This window comes from Mesorhizobium sp. B1-1-1, assembly GCF_006442955.1.
Lineage (GTDB): Bacteria > Pseudomonadota > Alphaproteobacteria > Rhizobiales > Rhizobiaceae > Mesorhizobium.
Map to the genome: position 1 here is coordinate 181,565 of NZ_VFWW01000002.1, position 19,010 is coordinate 200,574.

General features: G+C 64.5%; 18 protein-coding genes. 12 read left to right on the top strand and 6 right to left on the bottom strand.

Annotation, left to right across the window (positions count from 1 at the left end):
- The 4 genes from FJ986_RS03890 to FJ986_RS03905 are packed head-to-tail and all read left to right on the top strand — an operon-like array spanning nucleotide 1 to nucleotide 3,394.
- Nucleotides 1-900 carry a branched-chain amino acid ABC transporter permease gene (locus tag FJ986_RS03890; RefSeq protein ID WP_140632363.1) on the top strand — a complete coding sequence of 300 codons (900 nt, stop codon included), beginning with the start codon at nucleotides 1-3 and terminating at the stop codon, nucleotides 898-900.
- Nucleotides 901-910: 10 nt separating this feature from the next.
- The gene (locus FJ986_RS03895) at nucleotides 911-1,891 is read left to right on the top strand and encodes a branched-chain amino acid ABC transporter permease (protein WP_140498394.1); all 981 of its coding nucleotides are present in this window, start codon (nucleotides 911-913) and stop codon (nucleotides 1,889-1,891) included.
- Nucleotides 1,881-2,636: an ATP-binding cassette domain-containing protein gene (locus FJ986_RS03900; RefSeq protein ID WP_140673447.1), complete on the top strand. Its 756-nt coding sequence runs from the start codon at nucleotides 1,881-1,883 to the stop codon at nucleotides 2,634-2,636. Before FJ986_RS03895 ends, FJ986_RS03900 begins: the two co-directional genes overlap by 11 nt.
- On the top strand, nucleotides 2,636-3,394 hold the full coding sequence (locus FJ986_RS03905) for an ABC transporter ATP-binding protein (RefSeq protein ID WP_181168630.1): 759 nt from the start codon (nucleotides 2,636-2,638) through the stop codon (nucleotides 3,392-3,394). The genes FJ986_RS03900 and FJ986_RS03905 overlap by 1 nt, the downstream gene beginning before the upstream one ends.
- A 9-nt stretch (nucleotides 3,395-3,403) precedes the next feature.
- Here FJ986_RS03905 and FJ986_RS03910 read toward each other — a convergent pair whose 3' ends face one another.
- Complete coding sequence (locus tag FJ986_RS03910) at nucleotides 3,404-4,819, bottom strand: amidase (protein ID WP_140560392.1); 1,416 nt, start codon at nucleotides 4,817-4,819, stop codon at nucleotides 3,404-3,406.
- An 80-nt stretch (nucleotides 4,820-4,899) separates the two neighbouring features.
- Here FJ986_RS03910 and FJ986_RS03915 point away from each other — a divergent pair, with 80 nt between their 5' ends.
- From FJ986_RS03915 to FJ986_RS03930, 4 genes are all read left to right on the top strand, one after another.
- Nucleotides 4,900-5,733, top strand: coding sequence for a 3-keto-5-aminohexanoate cleavage protein (locus FJ986_RS03915; RefSeq protein WP_246675546.1), 834 nt, complete (start codon nucleotides 4,900-4,902; stop codon nucleotides 5,731-5,733).
- 213 nt (nucleotides 5,734-5,946) lie between these two features.
- Complete coding sequence (locus FJ986_RS03920) at nucleotides 5,947-6,567, top strand: (2Fe-2S)-binding protein (RefSeq protein ID WP_140498389.1); 621 nt, start codon at nucleotides 5,947-5,949, stop codon at nucleotides 6,565-6,567.
- Between the two features lies 1 nt (nucleotide 6,568).
- On the top strand, nucleotides 6,569-7,588 hold the full coding sequence (locus FJ986_RS03925; RefSeq protein WP_140656590.1) for a xanthine dehydrogenase family protein subunit M: 1,020 nt from the start codon (nucleotides 6,569-6,571) through the stop codon (nucleotides 7,586-7,588).
- Nucleotides 7,589-7,590: 2 nt separating this feature from the next.
- Complete coding sequence (locus FJ986_RS03930; protein ID WP_140673449.1) at nucleotides 7,591-9,870, top strand: xanthine dehydrogenase family protein molybdopterin-binding subunit; 2,280 nt, start codon at nucleotides 7,591-7,593, stop codon at nucleotides 9,868-9,870.
- Between the two features lie 214 nt (nucleotides 9,871-10,084).
- On the opposite strand, the gene FJ986_RS03935 is transcribed toward FJ986_RS03930, so the two are convergent.
- The gene (locus FJ986_RS03935) at nucleotides 10,085-10,366 is read right to left on the bottom strand and encodes a hypothetical protein (protein WP_246681755.1); all 282 of its coding nucleotides are present in this window, start codon (nucleotides 10,364-10,366) and stop codon (nucleotides 10,085-10,087) included.
- 372 nt (nucleotides 10,367-10,738) lie between these two features.
- On the opposite strand from FJ986_RS03935, the gene FJ986_RS03940 reads away from it, so the two are divergent.
- The 3 genes from FJ986_RS03940 (at nucleotide 10,739) to FJ986_RS03950 (ending at nucleotide 13,434) form a co-directional block, all read left to right on the top strand.
- Nucleotides 10,739-11,758, top strand: a complete 1,020-nt coding sequence (locus FJ986_RS03940) for an isopenicillin N synthase family oxygenase (protein WP_140524806.1) — start codon at nucleotides 10,739-10,741, stop codon at nucleotides 11,756-11,758.
- Nucleotides 11,759-12,083: 325 nt separating this feature from the next.
- Nucleotides 12,084-12,773 (top strand): SDR family NAD(P)-dependent oxidoreductase, encoded by a 690-nt coding sequence (locus FJ986_RS03945; protein ID WP_140673451.1) that lies wholly within the window; start codon nucleotides 12,084-12,086, stop codon nucleotides 12,771-12,773.
- A 409-nt stretch (nucleotides 12,774-13,182) separates the two neighbouring features.
- The gene (locus FJ986_RS03950; RefSeq protein ID WP_140498383.1) at nucleotides 13,183-13,434 is read left to right on the top strand and encodes a DUF768 domain-containing protein; all 252 of its coding nucleotides are present in this window, start codon (nucleotides 13,183-13,185) and stop codon (nucleotides 13,432-13,434) included.
- 52 nt (nucleotides 13,435-13,486) lie between these two features.
- Here FJ986_RS03950 and FJ986_RS03955 read toward each other — a convergent pair whose 3' ends face one another.
- The 3 genes from FJ986_RS03955 to FJ986_RS03965 all read right to left on the bottom strand — a co-directional run bounded on the left by FJ986_RS03955 (nucleotide 13,487) and on the right by FJ986_RS03965 (nucleotide 17,278).
- The gene (locus FJ986_RS03955; RefSeq protein ID WP_140673453.1) at nucleotides 13,487-14,605 is read right to left on the bottom strand and encodes a P1 family peptidase; all 1,119 of its coding nucleotides are present in this window, start codon (nucleotides 14,603-14,605) and stop codon (nucleotides 13,487-13,489) included.
- 8 nt (nucleotides 14,606-14,613) lie between these two features.
- Nucleotides 14,614-16,245, bottom strand: a complete 1,632-nt coding sequence (gene xseA / locus FJ986_RS03960; protein WP_140524804.1) for an exodeoxyribonuclease VII large subunit — start codon at nucleotides 16,243-16,245, stop codon at nucleotides 14,614-14,616.
- Nucleotides 16,246-16,321: 76 nt separating this feature from the next.
- Complete coding sequence (locus FJ986_RS03965) at nucleotides 16,322-17,278, bottom strand: LysR substrate-binding domain-containing protein (RefSeq protein ID WP_140498380.1); 957 nt, start codon at nucleotides 17,276-17,278, stop codon at nucleotides 16,322-16,324.
- 177 nt (nucleotides 17,279-17,455) lie between these two features.
- On the opposite strand from FJ986_RS03965, the gene FJ986_RS03970 reads away from it, so the two are divergent.
- Nucleotides 17,456-17,746: a DUF1127 domain-containing protein gene (locus FJ986_RS03970; protein ID WP_140498379.1), complete on the top strand. Its 291-nt coding sequence runs from the start codon at nucleotides 17,456-17,458 to the stop codon at nucleotides 17,744-17,746.
- Between the two features lie 170 nt (nucleotides 17,747-17,916).
- On the opposite strand, the gene FJ986_RS03975 is transcribed toward FJ986_RS03970, so the two are convergent.
- A complete protein-coding gene (locus FJ986_RS03975; RefSeq protein WP_140581224.1) occupies nucleotides 17,917-18,963 on the bottom strand; it encodes a DUF937 domain-containing protein in 1,047 nt (348 codons plus the stop codon).
- Between the last annotated feature and the right edge of the window lie 47 nt (nucleotides 18,964-19,010).

A 19,010-nucleotide genomic window follows, 5' to 3' on the forward strand; every position in this document is an offset into this window, starting at 1 on the left:
ATGAGCTATTTCCTCCTCCTGGCCGTCAACGGCCTGGTCATCGGCCTCATTTTCGCGCTGACGGCGGCGGGGCTCACTTTGGTCTTCTCGGTGTTGAAGGTCGTCAATTTCGGCCATGGATCGCTCTATATGCTGGGCGGCTATGCGTCCTACTACATCATCGCCTGGTTCCATGCGCCGCCGCTTCTCGGTGTCGCCGGCGCGATGGTGGCCCTGTTCATCTTCGGCGTGCTCTTCGAGAGGCTCGTCATAGCGCCGATGTATACCGACAAGGTCGAGCGCAAGGACGAATACGCCATTATCGTCACCTTCGGCCTCACCATTCTGATCACCAATCTCGGCCTTGTCGTCTTCGGTCCCTTCGCCAAGGCGCCGCCGTCCTTCATGACAGGAGCGCTGATCCTCGGTCCGTTGATCCTGCCTTACGACCGGCTGATCGCTGCGGTCGCTGCCGTCGTCCTGCTTGTCGGTCTGACGCTTTTCCTGAAGCGCACCTCGCTTGGCCAGGCACTCGATGCGGTGAGCCAGAGCCGCGAGTCCGCCGCGGTCATCGGTATCGATCCACGCCGCATGTACACCATCGCTTTCGGCATCGGCTCGGCGCTTGCCGGCGGGGCAGGGGCGTTGATCGCGCCGATCTTCGCCCTGTCGCCGTCGATGGGTGAGTTGCCGGCCGTGCAGGCCTTCATCATCATCGTGCTCGGCGGCATGGGTTCCGTCGGCGGAAGCATTACCGGCGGCATCCTGCTCGGCCTGGTGCAAGGGCTGGGTGTCGGCTATCTGCCGGATCCCAATCGCGCGCTTGCCTATACGCAGGCGTTCGGAGCGCTGCTGCTCGTCATTGCGTTGCTCTTCCGGCCGACCGGCCTGTTCGGCCGCTCGCATCTGCGGCTGGAATAGGGGCACGGCAATGATCCGTCCAACATTCTCGCAATCGGCCCAGGCGATTCTGCTCGTGGTGGCGTTGCTGGTGCCGCTCGGCGTCGGACCATACTGGACCCACGTCGGCGCCATCGCCTGGTACTATGCGCTGCTTGCCGCGAGCTGGGCGCTGCTTGCCGGTTTCGCCGGTCAGTTCTCCTTCGCCCATGTGGCTTTTGCCGCGCTGGGCGGATATGCCTCGGCCTTGTTCGTTGGCCAGATCGGCATGCCGCTGCCGCTTGCCATTCTTGCCGCCATCGCTCTTGCCGTCGTGGCCGGCGCCCTGATCGGCGCGCTCGTCCTGAGGCTTTCCGGGCCTTATCTGGCCCTCTTCACGCTTGCCATTTCGGAAATCTTCCGCCTCGTGCTGGTCGCGGAGGAGGACATCACACGCGGCATGCTGGGCTTGCCGGTGCCCGGCCTCTTTTCCGGTCGATCGGACCTGCCTTATTACTATCTCGGCCTTGCGCTCGTCGTCCTGGCGGTATTGGGAATGAATGCCTTGTTGGCGACCCGCGTCGGTCTTTTTCTACGTGCCATCCGGGAAGACGAGGGCGCCGCGCGCGCCAGCGGGGTGGATACCACGCGCTACAAGATCCTCGTCTTCGTGGTAACCAGCGTGATCGCGGCGATAGCCGGCATTTATTACGGCCATTTCATCGGCATCCTGACGCCCAACATGGCTATCCTGCCGGAGATGGGTCTGGTTATCGCGATGGCGGTGATCGGCGGCATCGAAAGCCTGCCCGGCGCCGTGGTCGGTGCAGTCGTCGTCTTCCTGCTTTCCGAGACGCTGCGGTCCTACGGCGAATGGCGTTTCGTGCTGATGGGTCTGGCGCTTATCCTGGTGCAACGCTTCGCGCAGAACGGCCTGTATCCGATGGTCGAAAACTGGGCGCGCTTCCGCGCGCGGCCACGGGAACAAGCGCCTGTTCCAACTGCTACCACCGAGGAACCCCATGCCGGTTGAGAAGGACACCGCTTTTTTCTCGGTCAGTGGTCTTGCCAAGCATTTCGGCGGCATCCATGCCGTCGAGGGCTTATCCTTTGCCCTGGCCCGCGGCGAAATTGTCGGGTTGATCGGTCCCAACGGCTCGGGAAAGACGACCACCATCAACATGGTGACGGGCGCGCTCAAACCCGACGGCGGTGCCATCCTCGTCGAGGGCACCGACATGGCCCGCTCGCCGGCTAATCTTTTCGCGCGCCGCGGCGTCGCCCGTACTTTTCAGGTTCCCCGCCTGTTCCGCCGCATGACCGTGCTGGAAAACCTGATCGTGCCGGCACTTTCCGACCCGGCTGAACGGCGCGCCGCGGCAGAGGAGCGCGCCCGTGGGGTTCTTGCTTTCCTGAGGCTCGACCATCTCGCCGACAGTTATGCAAGAGCGCTTTCCGGGGGCCAGCAGAAGCTGCTGGAACTCGGCCGGGCGCTGATGCTCAAACCGAGATTGCTGCTTCTGGACGAGCCCTTCGCCGGCGTCCACCCGCGCCTGCTGGAGGAGATCATCGAGCACATAAGGAGCCTCAATCGCGGCGGTCACACCATCGTCGTCGTCGATCACAACCTCGAGGCCATCCAGTCGGTCGTAACGCGCGTCATGGTGATGGCGCGGGGGCGCAAGATCGCCGACGGCGCGGTCGCCGAGGTGCTGCGCAATCCTGAGGTCGTGCACGCCTATACGGGATCCCGCGCAACGCATCGGGAAGCACGATGATGGAATCCGCTTCCCTGCCGTCGACCCCGCCGCTGATCGCCTGCGAGAACCTTGTCGCCGGCTATACGCGCGACATCGACATATTGCGCGACGTTTCGGTCAGAGCCTGGTCTGGCAGCATTTCCTGTGTGGTCGGGCCGAACGGCACGGGCAAGTCGACGCTTCTCAAGGCGTTGTTCGGCTTTCTGAAACCGAGTGCTGGCCGGGTGCTTCTGCGAGACGTGGACATCACCGGAAACCCGCCCTTCCGGATGCTGGGCCTTGGCCTGGCCTACCTGCCGCAGCGGCCGAGCCTCTTTCCTCATCTCTCGGTCGAATCGAACCTGAAACTCGGTCTCTGGCATGCCAGGCCGAAGAAGACGGTGCTGACCGAGAAACTGGAACATGTCTATGAGCGGTTTCCCGTCGTTCGGGAGAAACGCACGCAGCCTGCCGGCCAGCTCTCGGGAGGCCAGCAGCGACAGGTCGAGATCGCACGCAGCCTGATGGCCGATCCGTCGGTCTACCTGATCGACGAACCGACCGCCGGCGTCGATCCGCAGACCAGCGAGACGATCTACGACATCGTCCGCGATCTTGCCCGCGAACTCGGCAAGGCCGTGCTGCTGGTCGACCAGGATATTCGCGCCGCGCTTGCCATCACCGACTACGTCTATGTGGTCAAGAACGGCACGGTTTTTTCCGAAGGCGCGCGCGCGGATTTCGGTGCCGACACCGACGCTCTTGTCGCACGTTGGCTGTATGCGAGCGGTGAATGAACGGGCAGCTTACGGCGTGGCGTAGCCCGGCGGCTGTTCGAACAGGCCGTCGCGCCGAATCTCTAGCGCCCGCCCGATCCTCAGCGCCAGCGGATCCTGGAAGCGGCGAACCGCGATCTGCAATCCTGCGGGCAGACCATTGACGAGACCGATGGGGACGCTGAGCGCTGCCATGTCGAGGAGGTTCACCATGCGGGTAAACGTCCCAAGCGGCGTCGTTGTCTCATCGATGTCGGCCAATGGCGGCGCGGTAATCGGCGCCGTTGGCGTCAGGAACGCATCGGCGCCTTCGAGATCGCGATGAAACTCGATCTGCGCGGCTCGGCGCCTTGCAATCAACTCGTGATAAGCGGCGAGGCCGATTTCCCTGCCCTTGAGAACCCGCATGCGGATCGCCGTGCCGACGCCGCTGTCCGCGGGTTCCACGTAACGGCCGAGATGATGCCAGGCTTCGACGGCCATGATGTCGCCGGCCAGGGCCTTGTAGGTGTCGTAAGATTGCGGCATCGGCATCCGATCGACATTGGCACCGAGCGCCTCCAGTTCAGCGACGGTGGAGTCGAAGCGGTCCAGGATGCCGCAGTCTACGCCGGCAAGGTCCACGGCCGAGGGGATGCGCAGGCGAAGGCCCGATATGCTCCGCTCGAGCCCGTCGAGCGGCGAGGTCGACGCCACGCCAAAGGTGGCCGGATCGCCGGGATCGGGACCCTCGAGCGCGGCCAGCAGAAGGGCTGCATCCTCCACCGACCGGGTCATGGGACCGATGCTGTCGAAGGACATGGCAAGCGGCAGCAAGCCGCCGCGCCCGATAAGGCCGAAGGACGTCTTCAGGCCCACGATTCCGCACATGGCGGACGGATTGCGGATGGAGCCCGTAGTGTCGGTGCCGAGCGCGACCGGCACCAGTCCGGCGGCGACGGCCACGCCCGAACCGCTCGACGATCCGCCCGGCGCGCGCGGGATGGCGCTGTCACGCGGGTTCAGGGGCGTGCCGGCGACCGGGTTGGTCCCCCAACTGCCAAAAGCAAATTCCACGGTGTGCACCTTGCCCAGCAGGATCATCCCGGCCGCGACAAGGCGTTCGATTGCCGTTGCCGTGGCGGTTGCGAGTTCGCCCGCAAGCGCTTTCGAGCCTGCCAGGGTCGGATAGCCTTCGACGTCAAGCAGGTCCTTGGCCGCGAAAGGGATACCGTCCAGCGGCCCTTTCGAGACGCCGCGACTGCGACGCTCGTCGGCTTCGCCGGCGGCCTGGAGCGCAGCCTCAGGAAACAGCCGGACGAACGCATGCAGCGAATTGTCATGAACGTCGACACGATCCAGCGCGCGCCGGACGATCTCGGTCGAGGATGTGTTGCCATCGGCGAGCGCGCGGCTGAGTTCGGCGGCGGTGGCGAAGGCGGAAATCCCTTGGGCGGTGGCGTTCATGCTGTCCTACCTGTGCGAGTCGGTGAAATGAAGCATGGAAAACCACGTTGCGGGAGAGCCAATTGGGCCCGGAGATGAAATTGAAGCCGTTGCTGATCATGGTTGCGCCGAACGGAGCGCGCAGAACGAAGGCCGATCATCCGGCTCTGCCGATGACCGCCGACGAACTTGCCGAAACGGCGAGGCAGTGTCTCGCTGCCGGCGCCGCCGCCATCCATGCGCATGTCCGCGATGCTTCAGGCCGGCACACGCTTGACGCCGCGCTTTACCGGGATGCCATCGCGGCGATCCGGGAGCGGACGCAGGGCGTCATGGCGATCCAGATCACGACCGAAGCGGTCGGGCTCTATTCGCCACGCGAACAGATGGATCTTGTTCGGACGCTTCATCCGGTTTCCGTCTCGATCGGCTTGCGTGAGATAATCAGCGATGGCGAGGCGGAGCCGGCCCGCTTCTTCGCGTGGGCCGGTCGGGAAGGCATCGCGGTCCAGCACATTCTCTATGATCGGGCCGATCTCGACCGTTTCATCGATCTGCGGCGGCGAGGCATTCTGGCGGAGCCCACAAGCCCCCGGCTGCTGTTCGTCCTTGGACGCTATGCCGCCGATCAGGAAAGCCGGCCCGAAGACCTCGATGTCTTCCTTGAAGGGCTCGATGCGCATGGTCTTGAAGGCGCCGTATGGTCGGTCTGCGCCTTCGGACGGGGCGAGACCTTGGCGCTGACGGCGGCGATCGCGGCGGGAGGGCACGTGCGGGTCGGCTTCGAGAACTCTCTCTGGCACGCCGATGGCAGCCTCGCCCGCGACAATGCCGAACGGGTCGCGGCAATCGTCGAAGCCGCTGGCCGCACGGGGCGCCCGATTGCTTCTGCCGCGCAGGCGCTTGATATTCTCGGAATTGCCCGCCAGCAGTGAGGGCCCGCGCGCCTTGTTAGGGGATCGGCCGCGCGCCTGCAAATTCGCCAGGGTAGGACGGGCACTGTCTCGAACGGACCCGTCATATCCTTGCATCCAAATCGGGCGGCTTGCCTTGCGAGCCGTCTTCCTTGTGCGTTTTATCGCGGATGGCCCGGAACAATGGCCCCGATGAGGGGTTTGGTCGCGACATAGCGAGCGACGGAGCCAGCGATGTCCGAGCATGTTCCCCCAAACTCCTCCAGTCTCAGCAGACGAAGCTTTATGACCGCGACCGTCTCCGCGGCTGCGGTGACTCCGCTTCTGGCCTCGACAGCCAGGTCCGAGGAGCCTCCGGCTGCTGCCGCCAAGCCAAACGAGCCTGTCATGACAACACTGACCATCAACAAGCAGCCATACAATCTGGCGCTCGACAGCCGAACCAGCCTGCTCGACGCCTTGCGCGACCATGTCGGCCTGACGGGCACGAAGAAAGGTTGCGATCATGGCCAATGCGGTGCCTGTACGGTGCTGGTCGATGGCCATCGCGTGCTCTCCTGCCTCAGCTTCGCGGTGATGAACGAGGGCAAGGCGGTAACCACCGTCGAAGGGTTGGCGTCGACGGATGGCGGCCTGCATCCGATGCAGCAGGCCTTCATCGATCACGATGCGTTCCAGTGCGGCTATTGCACGCCCGGCCAGATCATGTCCGCGATCGGCTGCGTCCACGAAGGACATGCCGGTTCAGAGGACGACATTCGCGAATATATGAGCGGCAACCTTTGCCGATGCGCGGCATACCCGAACATCGTCGCGGCAATCGTCCAGGCCCGCGACCAGATCAGGAGGGCCTGAGATGCATCCTTTCGTCTATGAGAGGCCCGCCAGCCTCTCCGCGGCGGTCGTCGTCGCCTCGCGCTCGGCCACCAGGCATCCGCCGACGCAAGCCCCCGCGCAGTTCATTGCCGGTGGCACCAATCTCGCCGACTATATGAAACTCGGCGTCGCCCGGCCGGAACGCTTGCTCGATCTGAACGGTCTCTCCGAACCGGCATTGCGGCGGATCGAGACCGATGGTGAGGGTCTGCGCCTTGGCGCTCTTGTGCGGATGGGCGACGCGGCCGAGAATGCCGAGATCAAGCGTCGGTATCCGGTGATCGCGGAGAGCCTGCAACTGGCGGCAAGCGGCCAGCTGCGCAACATGGCAAGTCTTGCCGGCAACATCCTGCAGCGCACCCGCTGCGAATATTTCCGCGAAACCTCATGGCCATGCAACAAGCGCGAGCCAGGCTCGGGCTGCGCCGCGATGGACGGGTTCAACCGCCAGCATGCCGTGCTGGGGACCAGTGAGAACTGCATCGCGACCTATCACGGTGACTTTGCCCAGGCCCTGATCGCGCTTGACGCCACGGTTCATGTCCAAGGCCACAACGGGCGGCGAAAGATTCCGTTTGCCAGCCTGCATCGCCTGCCCGAGGACAGCCCTCACATCGAGACCGACCTGGCACCCGACGAGATCGTCACCGCCATAGAGGTACCCGCCGGCGCATGGACCAGGCGTTCGCGCTATCTCAAGATCCGCGATCGGCAATCCTATGCGTTTGCCCTTGCATCGGCCGCGGTCGCCCTCGACCTCGACGGCGAGACCGTGAACGAGGCGCGCATCGCGCTTGGCGGCGTGGCGACCGTACCCTGGCGGGCAAGAGCGGCGGAGGAGATCCTGCGCGGCAAGGTGCTCGACGAGGCAGCGGCGGCCGAGGCCGCCGAAACCGCGTTCGCCGAGGCCCAGCCGCGTCGGCACAACGCATTCAAGATAGAACTCGGCAAGCGAACCTTGATCAGGGGGCTGCTCGAAACCCGTGACATGAAGGTGTGATCATGAACGTCGCCGCTCCACAGCCGAAGGAAAACATGGGACAGCCGCTGCCGCGTATCGATGCGCGGCTGAAAGTGACCGGCCAGGCCGAATACGCGGCGGATCTCCCGGCCGCCAACATTGCGCACGCCGTGCTCGCGACGAGCAGCATCGCCAAGGGCAAGGTCGCCAGGCTTTACCTGGATGACGCGCGCTCGGTGCCCGGCGTGCTCGACATCGTCACCTATGGCGACCTCGACAAGGTCGAGACGCCGAAATTCGGAAATACCGGCGCGAGTTCTATCGGGCCGCTGCATGACAAGGCGATCTTCCATGACGGTCAGATCATTGCGCTGGTGGTCGCCGAGACCTTCGAAGCGGCCGAGGAGGCGGCGCAAAGGATCCGCGCGGACTATGCCGAGGAAAAACCGACCGCCAGTTTCGACATGCCGGGGACAAAGACCATCGACGCCGCCGGCAAAAGCCCGTTGTTCAAGGAGGACGTCAAGGCCGGCGATTTCGATGCCGCCTATGAATCGGCCCCGATGAAGATCGATGCGCGGTATTCGACGCCGACCCAGCATCACAACCCGATAGAGCTGTTCTCGACCACCGCTGTTTGGCAAGGCGACCAACTCACCGTTTACGAGCCCTCTCAGAACGTGACCGGCTGGAAAGTCGAGTTGGCGCGGCAATTGAGGCTCGACCCAGCGAATGTGCGCATCGTCTGCCCTAACGTAGGCGGCGCATTCGGCTCGAAGGGGCCGATGACGGCGCGAACGGCCATCGTGGCTGTGGCCGCCAGGCGGCTTGGCCGGCCGGTGCGCTGTGTGGTCAGCCGCATGCAGGCGTTCGGCACCCAGACCTATCGGGCCGAAACCCGGCACCGCATCCGCATCGGCGCCGGCAAGGACGGCCGCATCACTGCTTTCGGCCATGAAGGCTGGGAGGTGACCTCGAGACCCGATTCCTATGTCGTCGGCGGGACTTCGGCCACCGGTCGCATGTATGCCTATGGCTCGGTGCTGACGCATGTCTCGCTGGTGCAGGCGGATCGCAACACGCCCGGCTATATGCGCTCGCCGCCCGAGACGCCCTACGTCTATGCGCTCGAGAGCGCCATGGACGAAATGGCCGTCGCACTCGGCATGGACCCGATCGAATTTCGCCGGATCAACGAGCCCCAGAAGGAGCCGATCGGCGGCAAGCCGTTCTCCAGCCGGTCGCTGATGAAATGCTACGATCAGGCCGCTGATGCCTTCGGCTGGACGAGACGGGATGCGAAAGTCGGCTCGATGCGCGACGGCGACTGGCTCGTCGGCATTGGCTGTGCGACGGCAGTCTACCCGACCGCTGCCGCGCCATGCGCGGCCCGCGTGCGCCTGACCGCCGAAGGAGACGTGCGCGTGCAGTGCGGCTCGCATGAAATCGGCACAGGTGTGCGAACCGTTGCCGGCCAGATGGCGGCGGAACGTCTCGGTGTCGACATCGGCAAGGTCGCCGTCGAGATGGGCGACAGTGCCTTGCCGCCGGCGCCGGTATCGGGAGGTTCGATTTCCACTGCCAGCGTCTGTTCGGCCGTGCTCAAGGCGTGTGATGCTGTGCGCACGAAATTGTTCGCCGCAGCGGTCGCGGAGGATGGCCCTCTTGCAGGCTCGCACAATGAGGAACTGGACCTCCACGAGGGACGGATCCTCACCAAGGGCGGGGCGTCGGCAAGCACCGCCGATATATTCAAGGCCATGCAGGTAGGCGCTATCGAGGAATATGCCGAATTCGCGCCGAAGGGCTCGACCCCCGAAGCGCTCAAAAAACTCTATGCCGGCCAGTCGGAATTCCATGGCGGCGAGTCCGACGCGGATTCGGTGAAATATGCGTTCGGGGCCGAATTCGTGGAGGTGCACATCAACAGCTACACGCGCGAAATCCGTGTGCCGCGCATTGTCGGTGCGTTCGCCGCCGGGCGCATCATGAACACGCGCACCGCGCGCAGCCAGCTGATGGGAGGCATGATCTGGGGCATTGGCCAGGCCCTGCATGAGGCGACCGAGATCGATACCCGCTATGCCCGCTATGTGAACCGCGACCTGCAGGATTATCTGGTCCCGGTGAATGCCGATGTCAGGGACCTTGACGTCATACTGGTTCCGGAGATTGACCATGAGGTCAATCCGGCTGGTGTGAAGGGCCTGGGCGAACTCGGCAATGTCGGCACCGCCGCTGCCGTCGCCAGCGCTGTCTACCACGCGACCGGCAAGCGGATCCGCGACTTGCCGATCAGAATTGACGATCTGATCGTTTGAGGACCGAGACAAAGAGGATTGCTCCGCCGCAACAAGCGTGGGTTTGTCCTCGCCCAGTTTCACTGCCTTGCGGATCGGGATGCTGATGCGTCAGGAACCGACTGTTTCATGCCAGGGTGATCCGGAACAGCCGGAACCCTTCCCGCCCCATCGAACGGAACTGACCGTAGGAGCGCTCAGCCTTGGCCGCGCAGGATGCTGACGACGAGCAGCGTCAGCGCCGTATTCCACAGCGCCTGCTCGGCCCGGTATTTGCACCGGCAGCCACCACGCCCTGCGCCTGGTCGATGGCGTGTCCCAGCAGGCGCGGAATGAAAAGCTGCAGCGTCGCGGCGATGAAGGTCGAGACGATGGTGATGGCGACCTCCCAAGGGTGGCGCAGCGTCATGCGCATGATACGCAGCAAGGTGCTAGGGCCCTTGCCCCAGGAGGCTTGCGCCACATGGGCAAACGATTTGCCGCGCCCCGCCGCGCTGCCGATTGCTTGCGTGTTCAAGGACCTATCCAAACCGATCCGGACTTTAGCCCGGACGAATGAAACAGATTCAAATTCAAGTGCCGTGATGTTACGCGCCTCCCGCGCGGCCGTTCAAGGGCCAATGACAGCTTCGCGCTGTGCCTGAAATGACACGCCCGTATTTCGCGCAATGATCGCGCTCATCGTCAGGCTGCCCGCCCAAATAGAAAAATTGTTCGTCCCGGCGGCCCCGAAAAGCCGATCGTTCCTTTCCCGGCGCACCGAACTCCGTGAGATTTGGGGCATCGATGGCGGCTTCGGCCGCTGGAAAAGGAGCAGCACATCCACGGGCCCGGGTTTCCGGGCGAAGTTTTCAAGCAGCACCCGGAAAGAACCCGGAAAGGAGCTGACATGCCCAGAATAGTGCCCGTGCTCGATCTGAGCCGTCTCGAACAAGGCGCGTCGGAGCGCCGGACGTTTCTGGCGGATCTGCGCTCCGCCTCGCGCGACATCGGTTTTTTCTATTTGGCTGGCCACGGCATCCCATGGGCCGACATCAGCGAGACGCTCGCCGCTTCGCGGGGTTTCTTTGCCTTGCCGGAAGCCGACAAGCTGTCGATAGAGATGGTCAATTCCTCGCAGTTCCGCGGTTATACCCGCGCTGGCGGCGAACTGACCAAGGGCAAGGCCGACTGGCGCGAGCAGCTCGACATCGGCGTCGAGCGCCCGCCCATCGCGCAAGGCCCGGGAATTCCTGCCTGGACGCGGCTGCAGGGGCCGAACCAGTGGCCGTCGGCGTTGCCGGCGCTGAAGCCGGCGCTGCTGGCCTGGCAGGCCAAGGCGACGGCCGTGGCCATTCGTCTGCTCAAGGCCTTCGCGCTGTCGCTCGACCAGGCCGAGGACGCTTTCGATCCGATCTATGGCGGCGAACCCAATCATCGCATGAAGATCGTGCGCTATCCCGGCCGCGAAGCGACCGGCGGCGACCAGGGCGTCGGCGCGCATAAGGACGGCGGTTTCCTGACGCTGCTGCTTCAGGACGACAACAAGGGCCTCCAGGTCGACTATGACGGAAGCTGGGTGGACGTGGATCCGATTCCCGGAACGCTCGTCGTCAACATCGGCGAGCTGCTGGAGCTCGCCTCGAACGGCTATTTGAGAGCCACCGTGCATCGCGTCGTGACGCCGCCCGCCGGCGTCGAACGCATCTCGGTGCCGTTCTTCTTCAGCGCCAAGCTCGATGCCACGATACCGCTGCTCGAGCTTCCCGAGGGACTGGCGGAGCAGGCGCGGGGGCCGGCCAGCGATCCTGACAATCCGCTGTTTCGCGATGTCGGAACCAATGTGCTGAAGAGCAGGCTGCGCTCCCATCCCGACGTTGCGCGGCGTCATTATGCCGATCTGTTTGAGCCCGAGACCCGGGCAGGCTGAGCCATTCGGCAGGTAGAAATTTTTGTAGGGCAGCAAAATTTTAGAATTCTATTCGTCGTCATCGCGCGAAAATGGGCTCAAGATAAAATTATCGTTCGAGGTTTCCTCCCATTCCTCCGAACGGTGTTCCCCTCTGAAGGTTATGACCTTCTTTCTGGCCGGGCCGTCTTCGCGCCCGGCCATTTTTCTTTGCCGGGAACAGTTTTTGCGGCCTGGGAGCGCGCCACGACGACACGCCATTTTCTTGGAAATGCTTTCTCTTGCGTTCCACTTGGGAAGGCGCAACCCTCTCCAATCCAGTCACCACCGCGAAAGAGAGATGCTCATGACATCCAATGTCGCCGTCATTGCCGGAGCGGGATCCGGATTGAGCGCCTCGCTTGCGCGCCTTCTCGCAAGGGAAGGTTTTCGTGTCGTGCTGGCCGCCCGCAACGTCGAGAAGCTCGACCCGTTGCTGGCGCAGACCGGCGCCCAAGCCGTGGCAACCGATGTCTCCGATGCCGCGTCGGTGCAGCGCCTGTTCGAGGTCGCTGACAAGGCCGGCCCGCTGTCGCTCGTGGTCTTCAATGCCAGCGGACGCGCCCGTGGCCCGATAGCCGAACTCGATCCAGAGGCTGTCAGGCAGGCCTTGCTGGTGGGGGCCTATGGCGGCTTCCTGGTTGGCCAGCAAGCAGCCAACCGGCTGCTTTCGCAAGGCTCGGGCTCGATCTTCTTCACCGGCGCGACGGCAAGCGTCAAGGGATTCGCCGGCTCGGCCGGTTTCGCGATGCCCAAATTCGGCTTGCGTGGACTGGCGCAATCCATGGCTCGCGAACTGGCCCCCAAGAACATCCATGTCGCGCATTTCGTCATCGATGGCGCCATTGCCTCGACCGTGCCGGGAGGGGCTCCCGACCCGCAGGATCGACGGTTATCGCCGGACGCGGTCGCCGAGGCCTATCTCGGCATCCATCGCCAGAACCGCAGCGCCTGGACCTGGGAACTCGAGCTCAGGCCCTGGGTCGAGACCTTCTGATCGGCACGGTGACCTATGCAGCTTTCGCGGGGCTTCCATGCAAGGCGGCGGAGAGAGTCGACATTGCATGGGGATGTCACTATATAGCGGCGGCTTCGATGGCTTGTGCCTGGAAACGGCAACGTCATCGGGCAGCTGTTGTGACAGCCATTGAGATGCAAGCGGACCTGAAAACCGTAAGAAGCAAGTAGAAGCAGCCTCTCGAGGCGGGACAGGATTCCCGCCAAACGATACCCGCCCCCCAGAAACAGAAAATGTTCTTCAATCCTCTATTTCCTTTGGCTCTGTGGACCTTGGACGACATCGGCTTGCCGTCCGGTGGCGACTCGGCTGGAATGGGGACATGCATCCTTCACCGGATGCCGACGTTTATGATTACCAACCGGCTTCGCCGCCAGGGAAAAGCAATATGAGTGAGCACGCCATCGAATTCTTGCAGGGATGGATTGGCGAAAAAGTCCATTGCCAGTCCCACGCCAGGATCGAGAAGCAGGCCGAGACGCTGGCCAGGGAATGCGCTGCCAAGGCGGCCGAGGTCGGCATACCGCTGGAGGATATCCAGGAAGAAGTCGGCGACATCCAGGAACTCATCGCCTCCCGGCTCGAGGAAGCGGCCGAGGCCGACGAGCACCAGCAGGCCGCGAGCAAGGCCGCGGAATAATTCAGGAGCAATCCTGTATGAATACGCGGACCATTCGGTCCGCGTATTTGTCTCAGCCGAATTTCTCCTCCAGCCACGCCTTCGGCAGCGCCGGCACGAAATTGCCGTCGCGGCCGGTCATGTCCTCGTTGGCGACCATCGCATTGAGGACGGCTTCCTCGACGCCCTGGACCACGGCATCGAAGAACGGATCGATGTCGCTGTCGGGGATGAACTCGGCGCGAGCGATCCGGCCCGGCGGCGCCAGGGCCGCGTCGGGATTGGCGGTAGAGAAGGCGAGGAAGATGTCGCCGGAACTGTGATAGCCGAAGCCGCCGGTCATGGCGACGCCGAGCGGCACACGGCGGGCCAGCCGCTTCATCTGATGCGGCAGGAACGGTGCGTCGGTGGCAATAACGGCGATGATCGAGCCTTTTTCGGCACGTGGGGTGCCTTCGCGGATCGCCGGTTCGACGAGCTCCAGCCCGGCGCGCAGGCCTCGAAGCGTGAAATTGCGCCGCTTGCCGAAATTCGCCTGCACGACGGCGCCGACGGTGTAGGCACGCCCTTGCCATTCGGTGATGCGCGACGCGGTGCCCGAACCGGCCTTGAAGCCGAAGGCGATCATGCCGGTGCCGCCGCCGACGCTGCCTTCCTCGATCGGTCCGCTGGCGGCACCGTCGAGCGCCTCGGCAACATGCCCTGGTGTCACATGATGACCATTGATGTCGTTAAGGAAGCCGTCATAGGTTTCCGCTGCCACCGGCAGTCCCCAGCCGCTGTCGAGTGCCGCCGGCAGCACTTGGCTCATCCAGCGCAGCGTGCCGTCGCGCGAAACGCCGCAGGAATGCGTGTTGGTGACGGTGATGGGGAAGTTGAAGGCGCCGGTCTCCTCGACGATATGCGAGCCGGTCAGTTCGCCATTGCCGTTCTGGCTGAAGATGCCGGCAAAGACCGGTATGGCAAGGTCGGCCCGCGGCCTGGGCAGGATCGCGGTCACGCCGGTGCGCACCGGTCCCTGGCCCACGACGAGCGGGCCGTCGCCTGAAATCAGCGTGGAATAGCCGACCGACACTCCAGCCACGTCGGTGATCGCGTTGAACGGGCCGGGCGTGCCGTCGAAGCCGATGCCGAAGCTTCGCGCGCGCGGCTTGCCGGAGGGCGTTTTGTGATGATGCGGATTGTCTGTCATGTCACGGTTCAGAATAGGGAGCCCTGGCTGCCGGGCTCCTTGGCCTTGGTCGCGGTTTTGGCGGCCGGTCGTGGCCGCGCCGAGCCGCTGGTCGCGACCGCATCCGCCGTGCCGTCGGCGAACTCCAGGGACAGCGCCATCCCCGCCGTCAATTCCGCCGCACGCTTGACGACGGCGCCGTCGGCATCCTTCACCAGGGCGAAGCCGCGTGCCAGCACCGCCTTGTGCGACAGCGTCGCCAGCAAGCGGTCGGCCTGGGCGACGCGACTGCGCAGCCGCTCCAGCCTCAGCGATGCCGCATGCGTGCTGCGCCGCGTCAGCGCGGTCAGGAAATCCCTTTGGGTCCGCTGCCGCCGCGCCGTGGGCTCTATGGTGATGCGGCCCTGCAGCGCCGCCAATTGCTGCCGGAGCCGCTGCAGCGACGCCCGGGCGCATTTCGGCAACTGATCGGCGGCGCGATTGAGTTCGGCGCGCCGGGCCCTCGTCAGCGCGCGCAACGCACCCTGTGCCCGCAGGAGATTGCGCTCGTTGGTCCGCCGCGCCTCGGCAATTCGCTGCGACAGCATTGCCGGCGTCAGTTTCAGGGCGAGGAAGCGTCCCCGCTTGCGTTCGGTCGAAACCATGAGGCCGCGCCCGAGCCGGCTCGCCGCCTCGTCGAGGCGACGACGTGGCAGCGCCAGCAACTGATCGGGCGAGGGCAGCGCACGCGCTGCCCCGCGCACGGACTGGCGCTTGCGCTCGAAATTGCGCGAAACCGCAGCCTTGAGCCGCGCGCCGAGACTGGCGAGCGTCGCTTCGAGGTCAGCCTTCACCGGAACGGCGATTTCGGCCGCCCCCGTCGGCGTCGGCGCCCTCACATCCGCGACGAGGTCGATCAGCGTCCAGTCGGTTTCGTGGCCGACGGCCGAGATCACCGGAATGGCGGAGGCGGCGACGGCACGGGCCAGGGCCTCGTCGTTGAAGCCCCACAAGTCCTCGAGGCTGCCGCCGCCCCGCGCCACGATCAGCAGGTCCGGGCGCTCGATAGTGCCATCCCTTGCCAGCGCGTTGAAACCGGCGACGGCGGCGGTCACCTCGGCGCCCGCGGTTTCGCCTTGCACCCGCACCGGCCAGACGAGCACATGCAGCGGAAAACGATCCTTGATCCGGTGGATGATGTCGCGGATGACGGCCCCCGTCGGCGAGGTGACGACGCCGATGACGCGCGGCATGAAGGGCAGCAACCGCTTGCGGCCCCCCTCGAACAGGCCTTCGGCCTGCAGCCGGCGCTTGCGCTCCTCCAGCAGCGCCATCAAGGCTCCGGCGCCCGCCGGTTCCAGATTGTCGATGACGATCTGGTAGTTGGATTTGCCGGGATAGGTGGTGAGCCTGCCGGTGGCGATCACCTCCATTCCTTCTTCGGGGCGGAATTTCAGCCGGCCCATCGTGCCTTTCCACACCACGGCGTCGAGCCGAGCGCGGTCGTCCTTCAGCGTGAAATAGGCATGGCCGGAGGAGTGCGGCCCGCGATAACCCGAGATTTCACCGCGCACCCGTACATTGCCGAAGGCATCCTCGACCGTGCGCTTCAGGGCGCCTGATATTTCGCTCACCGTATATTCGGTGGCGTTGCTGCGTGATTCGGATGCTGCTTCGCTCATCGGCCGATTGGGGGGTGGTTGCGCGCCGGCGTCAAGCTGGCTGTTTTCAGGTCGGCGTTCAGGTGCGTCTGATCGCTTACCAGCCCGGCAGGATCTGGTTCGGCTTGGTTCGCCGCATCTTGCTGAAGGCGAGTGCCGCGAAATCGAACGTTCCCGCCTCTTCGCCAAGCGGCACCGAGATGTTGTCCAGGCTTTCGGAAATGTGCCGGGCCAGTGCATCGACGATCTCCGGCCGCGAGGTTTGGCCGCGCATGATGCCGATGCGGCAGTCGGGCAGGGCGCCGAAGCCGTCGGCCTCGCCCAGCACCCGCATGCCGGGCCTGAGCGCGCATTCCGGCAGCACCGAGATCGCCAGGCCCGACAACACCGCGGCGGTGATGACCGTTGCGGAAAAGCTGGTGAACAGGATGCGATAGTCGCGGTTCTGCTGGTCAAGCACGTCGACGGCGGCGCGCCGCCAGATACAGTTTGGCCGGCCAAAGGCCATAGGCAGCGTCTCCTGCTCGTGCGTGGCGTGGTTGGCCGAGGTGACCCACAGCAGCGGTTCGCGCCGCACCACCTCGGACTGGCCCCGCACGTCGTTATGCGTCACCAACGCCAGGTCGAGATTGCCGCGCTTGATGTGTTCGACCAGCCCCGGCGTCGGTTCGCAGACGACGGTCAGTTCGACGCGTGGATTGGAACGCGTGAAGCGCGCCATGATCTCGGGCAGGAAACGGTCGGCGTAGTCGTCCGGCGTACCGATCCGGATCGTGCCTTCGAGCCGCCGGTCGTCGAAGGCGGCCAGCGTTTCGCGGTTGAGATAGAGCAGCCGTCTTGCGTAGGAAAGCAGCTTGTCGCCTTCCTCCGTCAGTCTGTTGCTGCGGCCTTCCTTTTCGAACAGCGGCTTGCCGATCCGCTCCTCTAGCCGGCGCATCTGCATCGACACCGCCGACTGGGTGCGGTGCACCTCTTCGGCCGCCCGGGTGAAACTGCCAGTGTCGGCGATCGAGATGAAGGTCTGCAACTGATCGAGATCGAGCGGCGCTTTCATCGGCATGATCCATCACTAGTGTTGATGCTTAAGATTAGAAACATTCGTTGGATTAATCAATCGAGCAATGGCAAATTACTGATGTCCACATGAAGGCATGTGAATCGAAGCCGGAACGGCCGCTGTCGCCAGCGCCGATCGCCTGGTTTTGCCCGTTCGAGTCTGAAGGAGACCGACATGGTTACGTTTGATTTCGCCACCGAGACCTCGCGCATCACCACGCGTCCGGCCGTTGCGACGCGCGCGATCAATGCGGTCTCCAATGTCTACCAGGCCTGGAAAAACCGCCGTGCCTTCTATCGCCTCGGCGAGATGTCGGACGCCGAGCTTGCCGATATCGGCCTGACGCGCGCCGACCTGCACGTCGCCATCGACGTGCCGTTTGGCCGCGATCCGACGGCGATGCTGCGCGAAATCGCCAGCGATCGCGTCGAAACCATCGAGGACATCGCCCGCAGGGTGGCCTGATCGGTTGAATTTCGGTCCCGCTGAACCTTTTCATCAGTCAGCGCGACCAAGGTTCATGCAGGCTTCCCACTCCCTGCCGGTCCCCCGCCGGCCTGCCTGCACGCTGCCCGGTCCTCCCAAGGACCGGGCTTTCTTTTTGCGCGAGGCAAAAGCCAAAACCTGGGCGACGGCTACCGCCGATCCATGCCGCGCTTGAACTGGTCGAAAATCGACTCCATGCCTTTCTGGTAGTCGTCGCGCTGCTGCGCTCCGGTCTCGAACATCTTGCCAAACAGATCGTCGAACGGGTTCGTCGGCCTGCCGCTCGGATTGGCCTGCGGCTGCGGCGCCTGGGGCTGCCGCCGAGCTTGGGGCTGCGGCGCCGGCTGCTCGCCGCCTGATGCACCGCCACCCTGCCGCAGCATCTCCTCGAAGATCTTGCCTAGCGGACTGTCGCCATAGGGGCTCTGGGTCTGCTGCGGCTGAGGCTGGTCCTGCGGCGGCTGCGCGCCACCGCCGAACATGTCCTGCAGCACCTTGCCGAGCGGATTGTCGCCAAAGGGGTTCTGTGTCTGCTGCGGTTGTGGCTGGGATCGGCTTTGCGGCTGTGGCGCGCCGCCGCCGAACATGTCCTGCAGCACCTTGCCAAGCGGGTTGTCCATCGGGTCTTGCGATGGCGGGCTCGGCTGCGGCGCCGGCGCCTGGGCGCCGCCCAGGCCGCCTCCCTGGCGCATCATCTGCTCGATGATCTCGCCCAGCGGATTGCTGCCGGCGGCGCCGAAGCCGCTGGCCGCCTGCATCTGCCCCCCGGCCAACTGATTGGTGGTCTGCTTGAACAGCCCGCCCATCATCATCGAGGCCAGGGCCGGCAGCATCTGTTGCAGCACCTGCTGGCTGATACCGGTCGCTTGCGCCGCCTGGCCGGCAACCGCGCGCGACAGATCCTTCGAGCCGAACAGATGCCCCAGAATGCCGTTGCCCTCATTGATGCCTTGCGGCGAGAAGGCCCGGGTCGCGTCCTCGAAATACTTGGCGTGCTGGCCGCTCGCCATCGCCGTCATGAAGGCGCCGAGCCCATAGGGATCGGCGGTGTTGCGCCTCAGTCCTTGCGAAAAGGCAGGCAGCAACGCCTCCACCGCAGATTGCGTCTGCTGCATCGAGAGCCCGTATTGTTGGGCAAGCGCCTGCATGCCGCTGCCGTTCTGGGCTTGTGCCAGCATGTCGAACAAGGAAGGCATTGGTCTCTCCTCCGGAAATCCTCGCCGGAGAAGCCTAATTCGTTTCC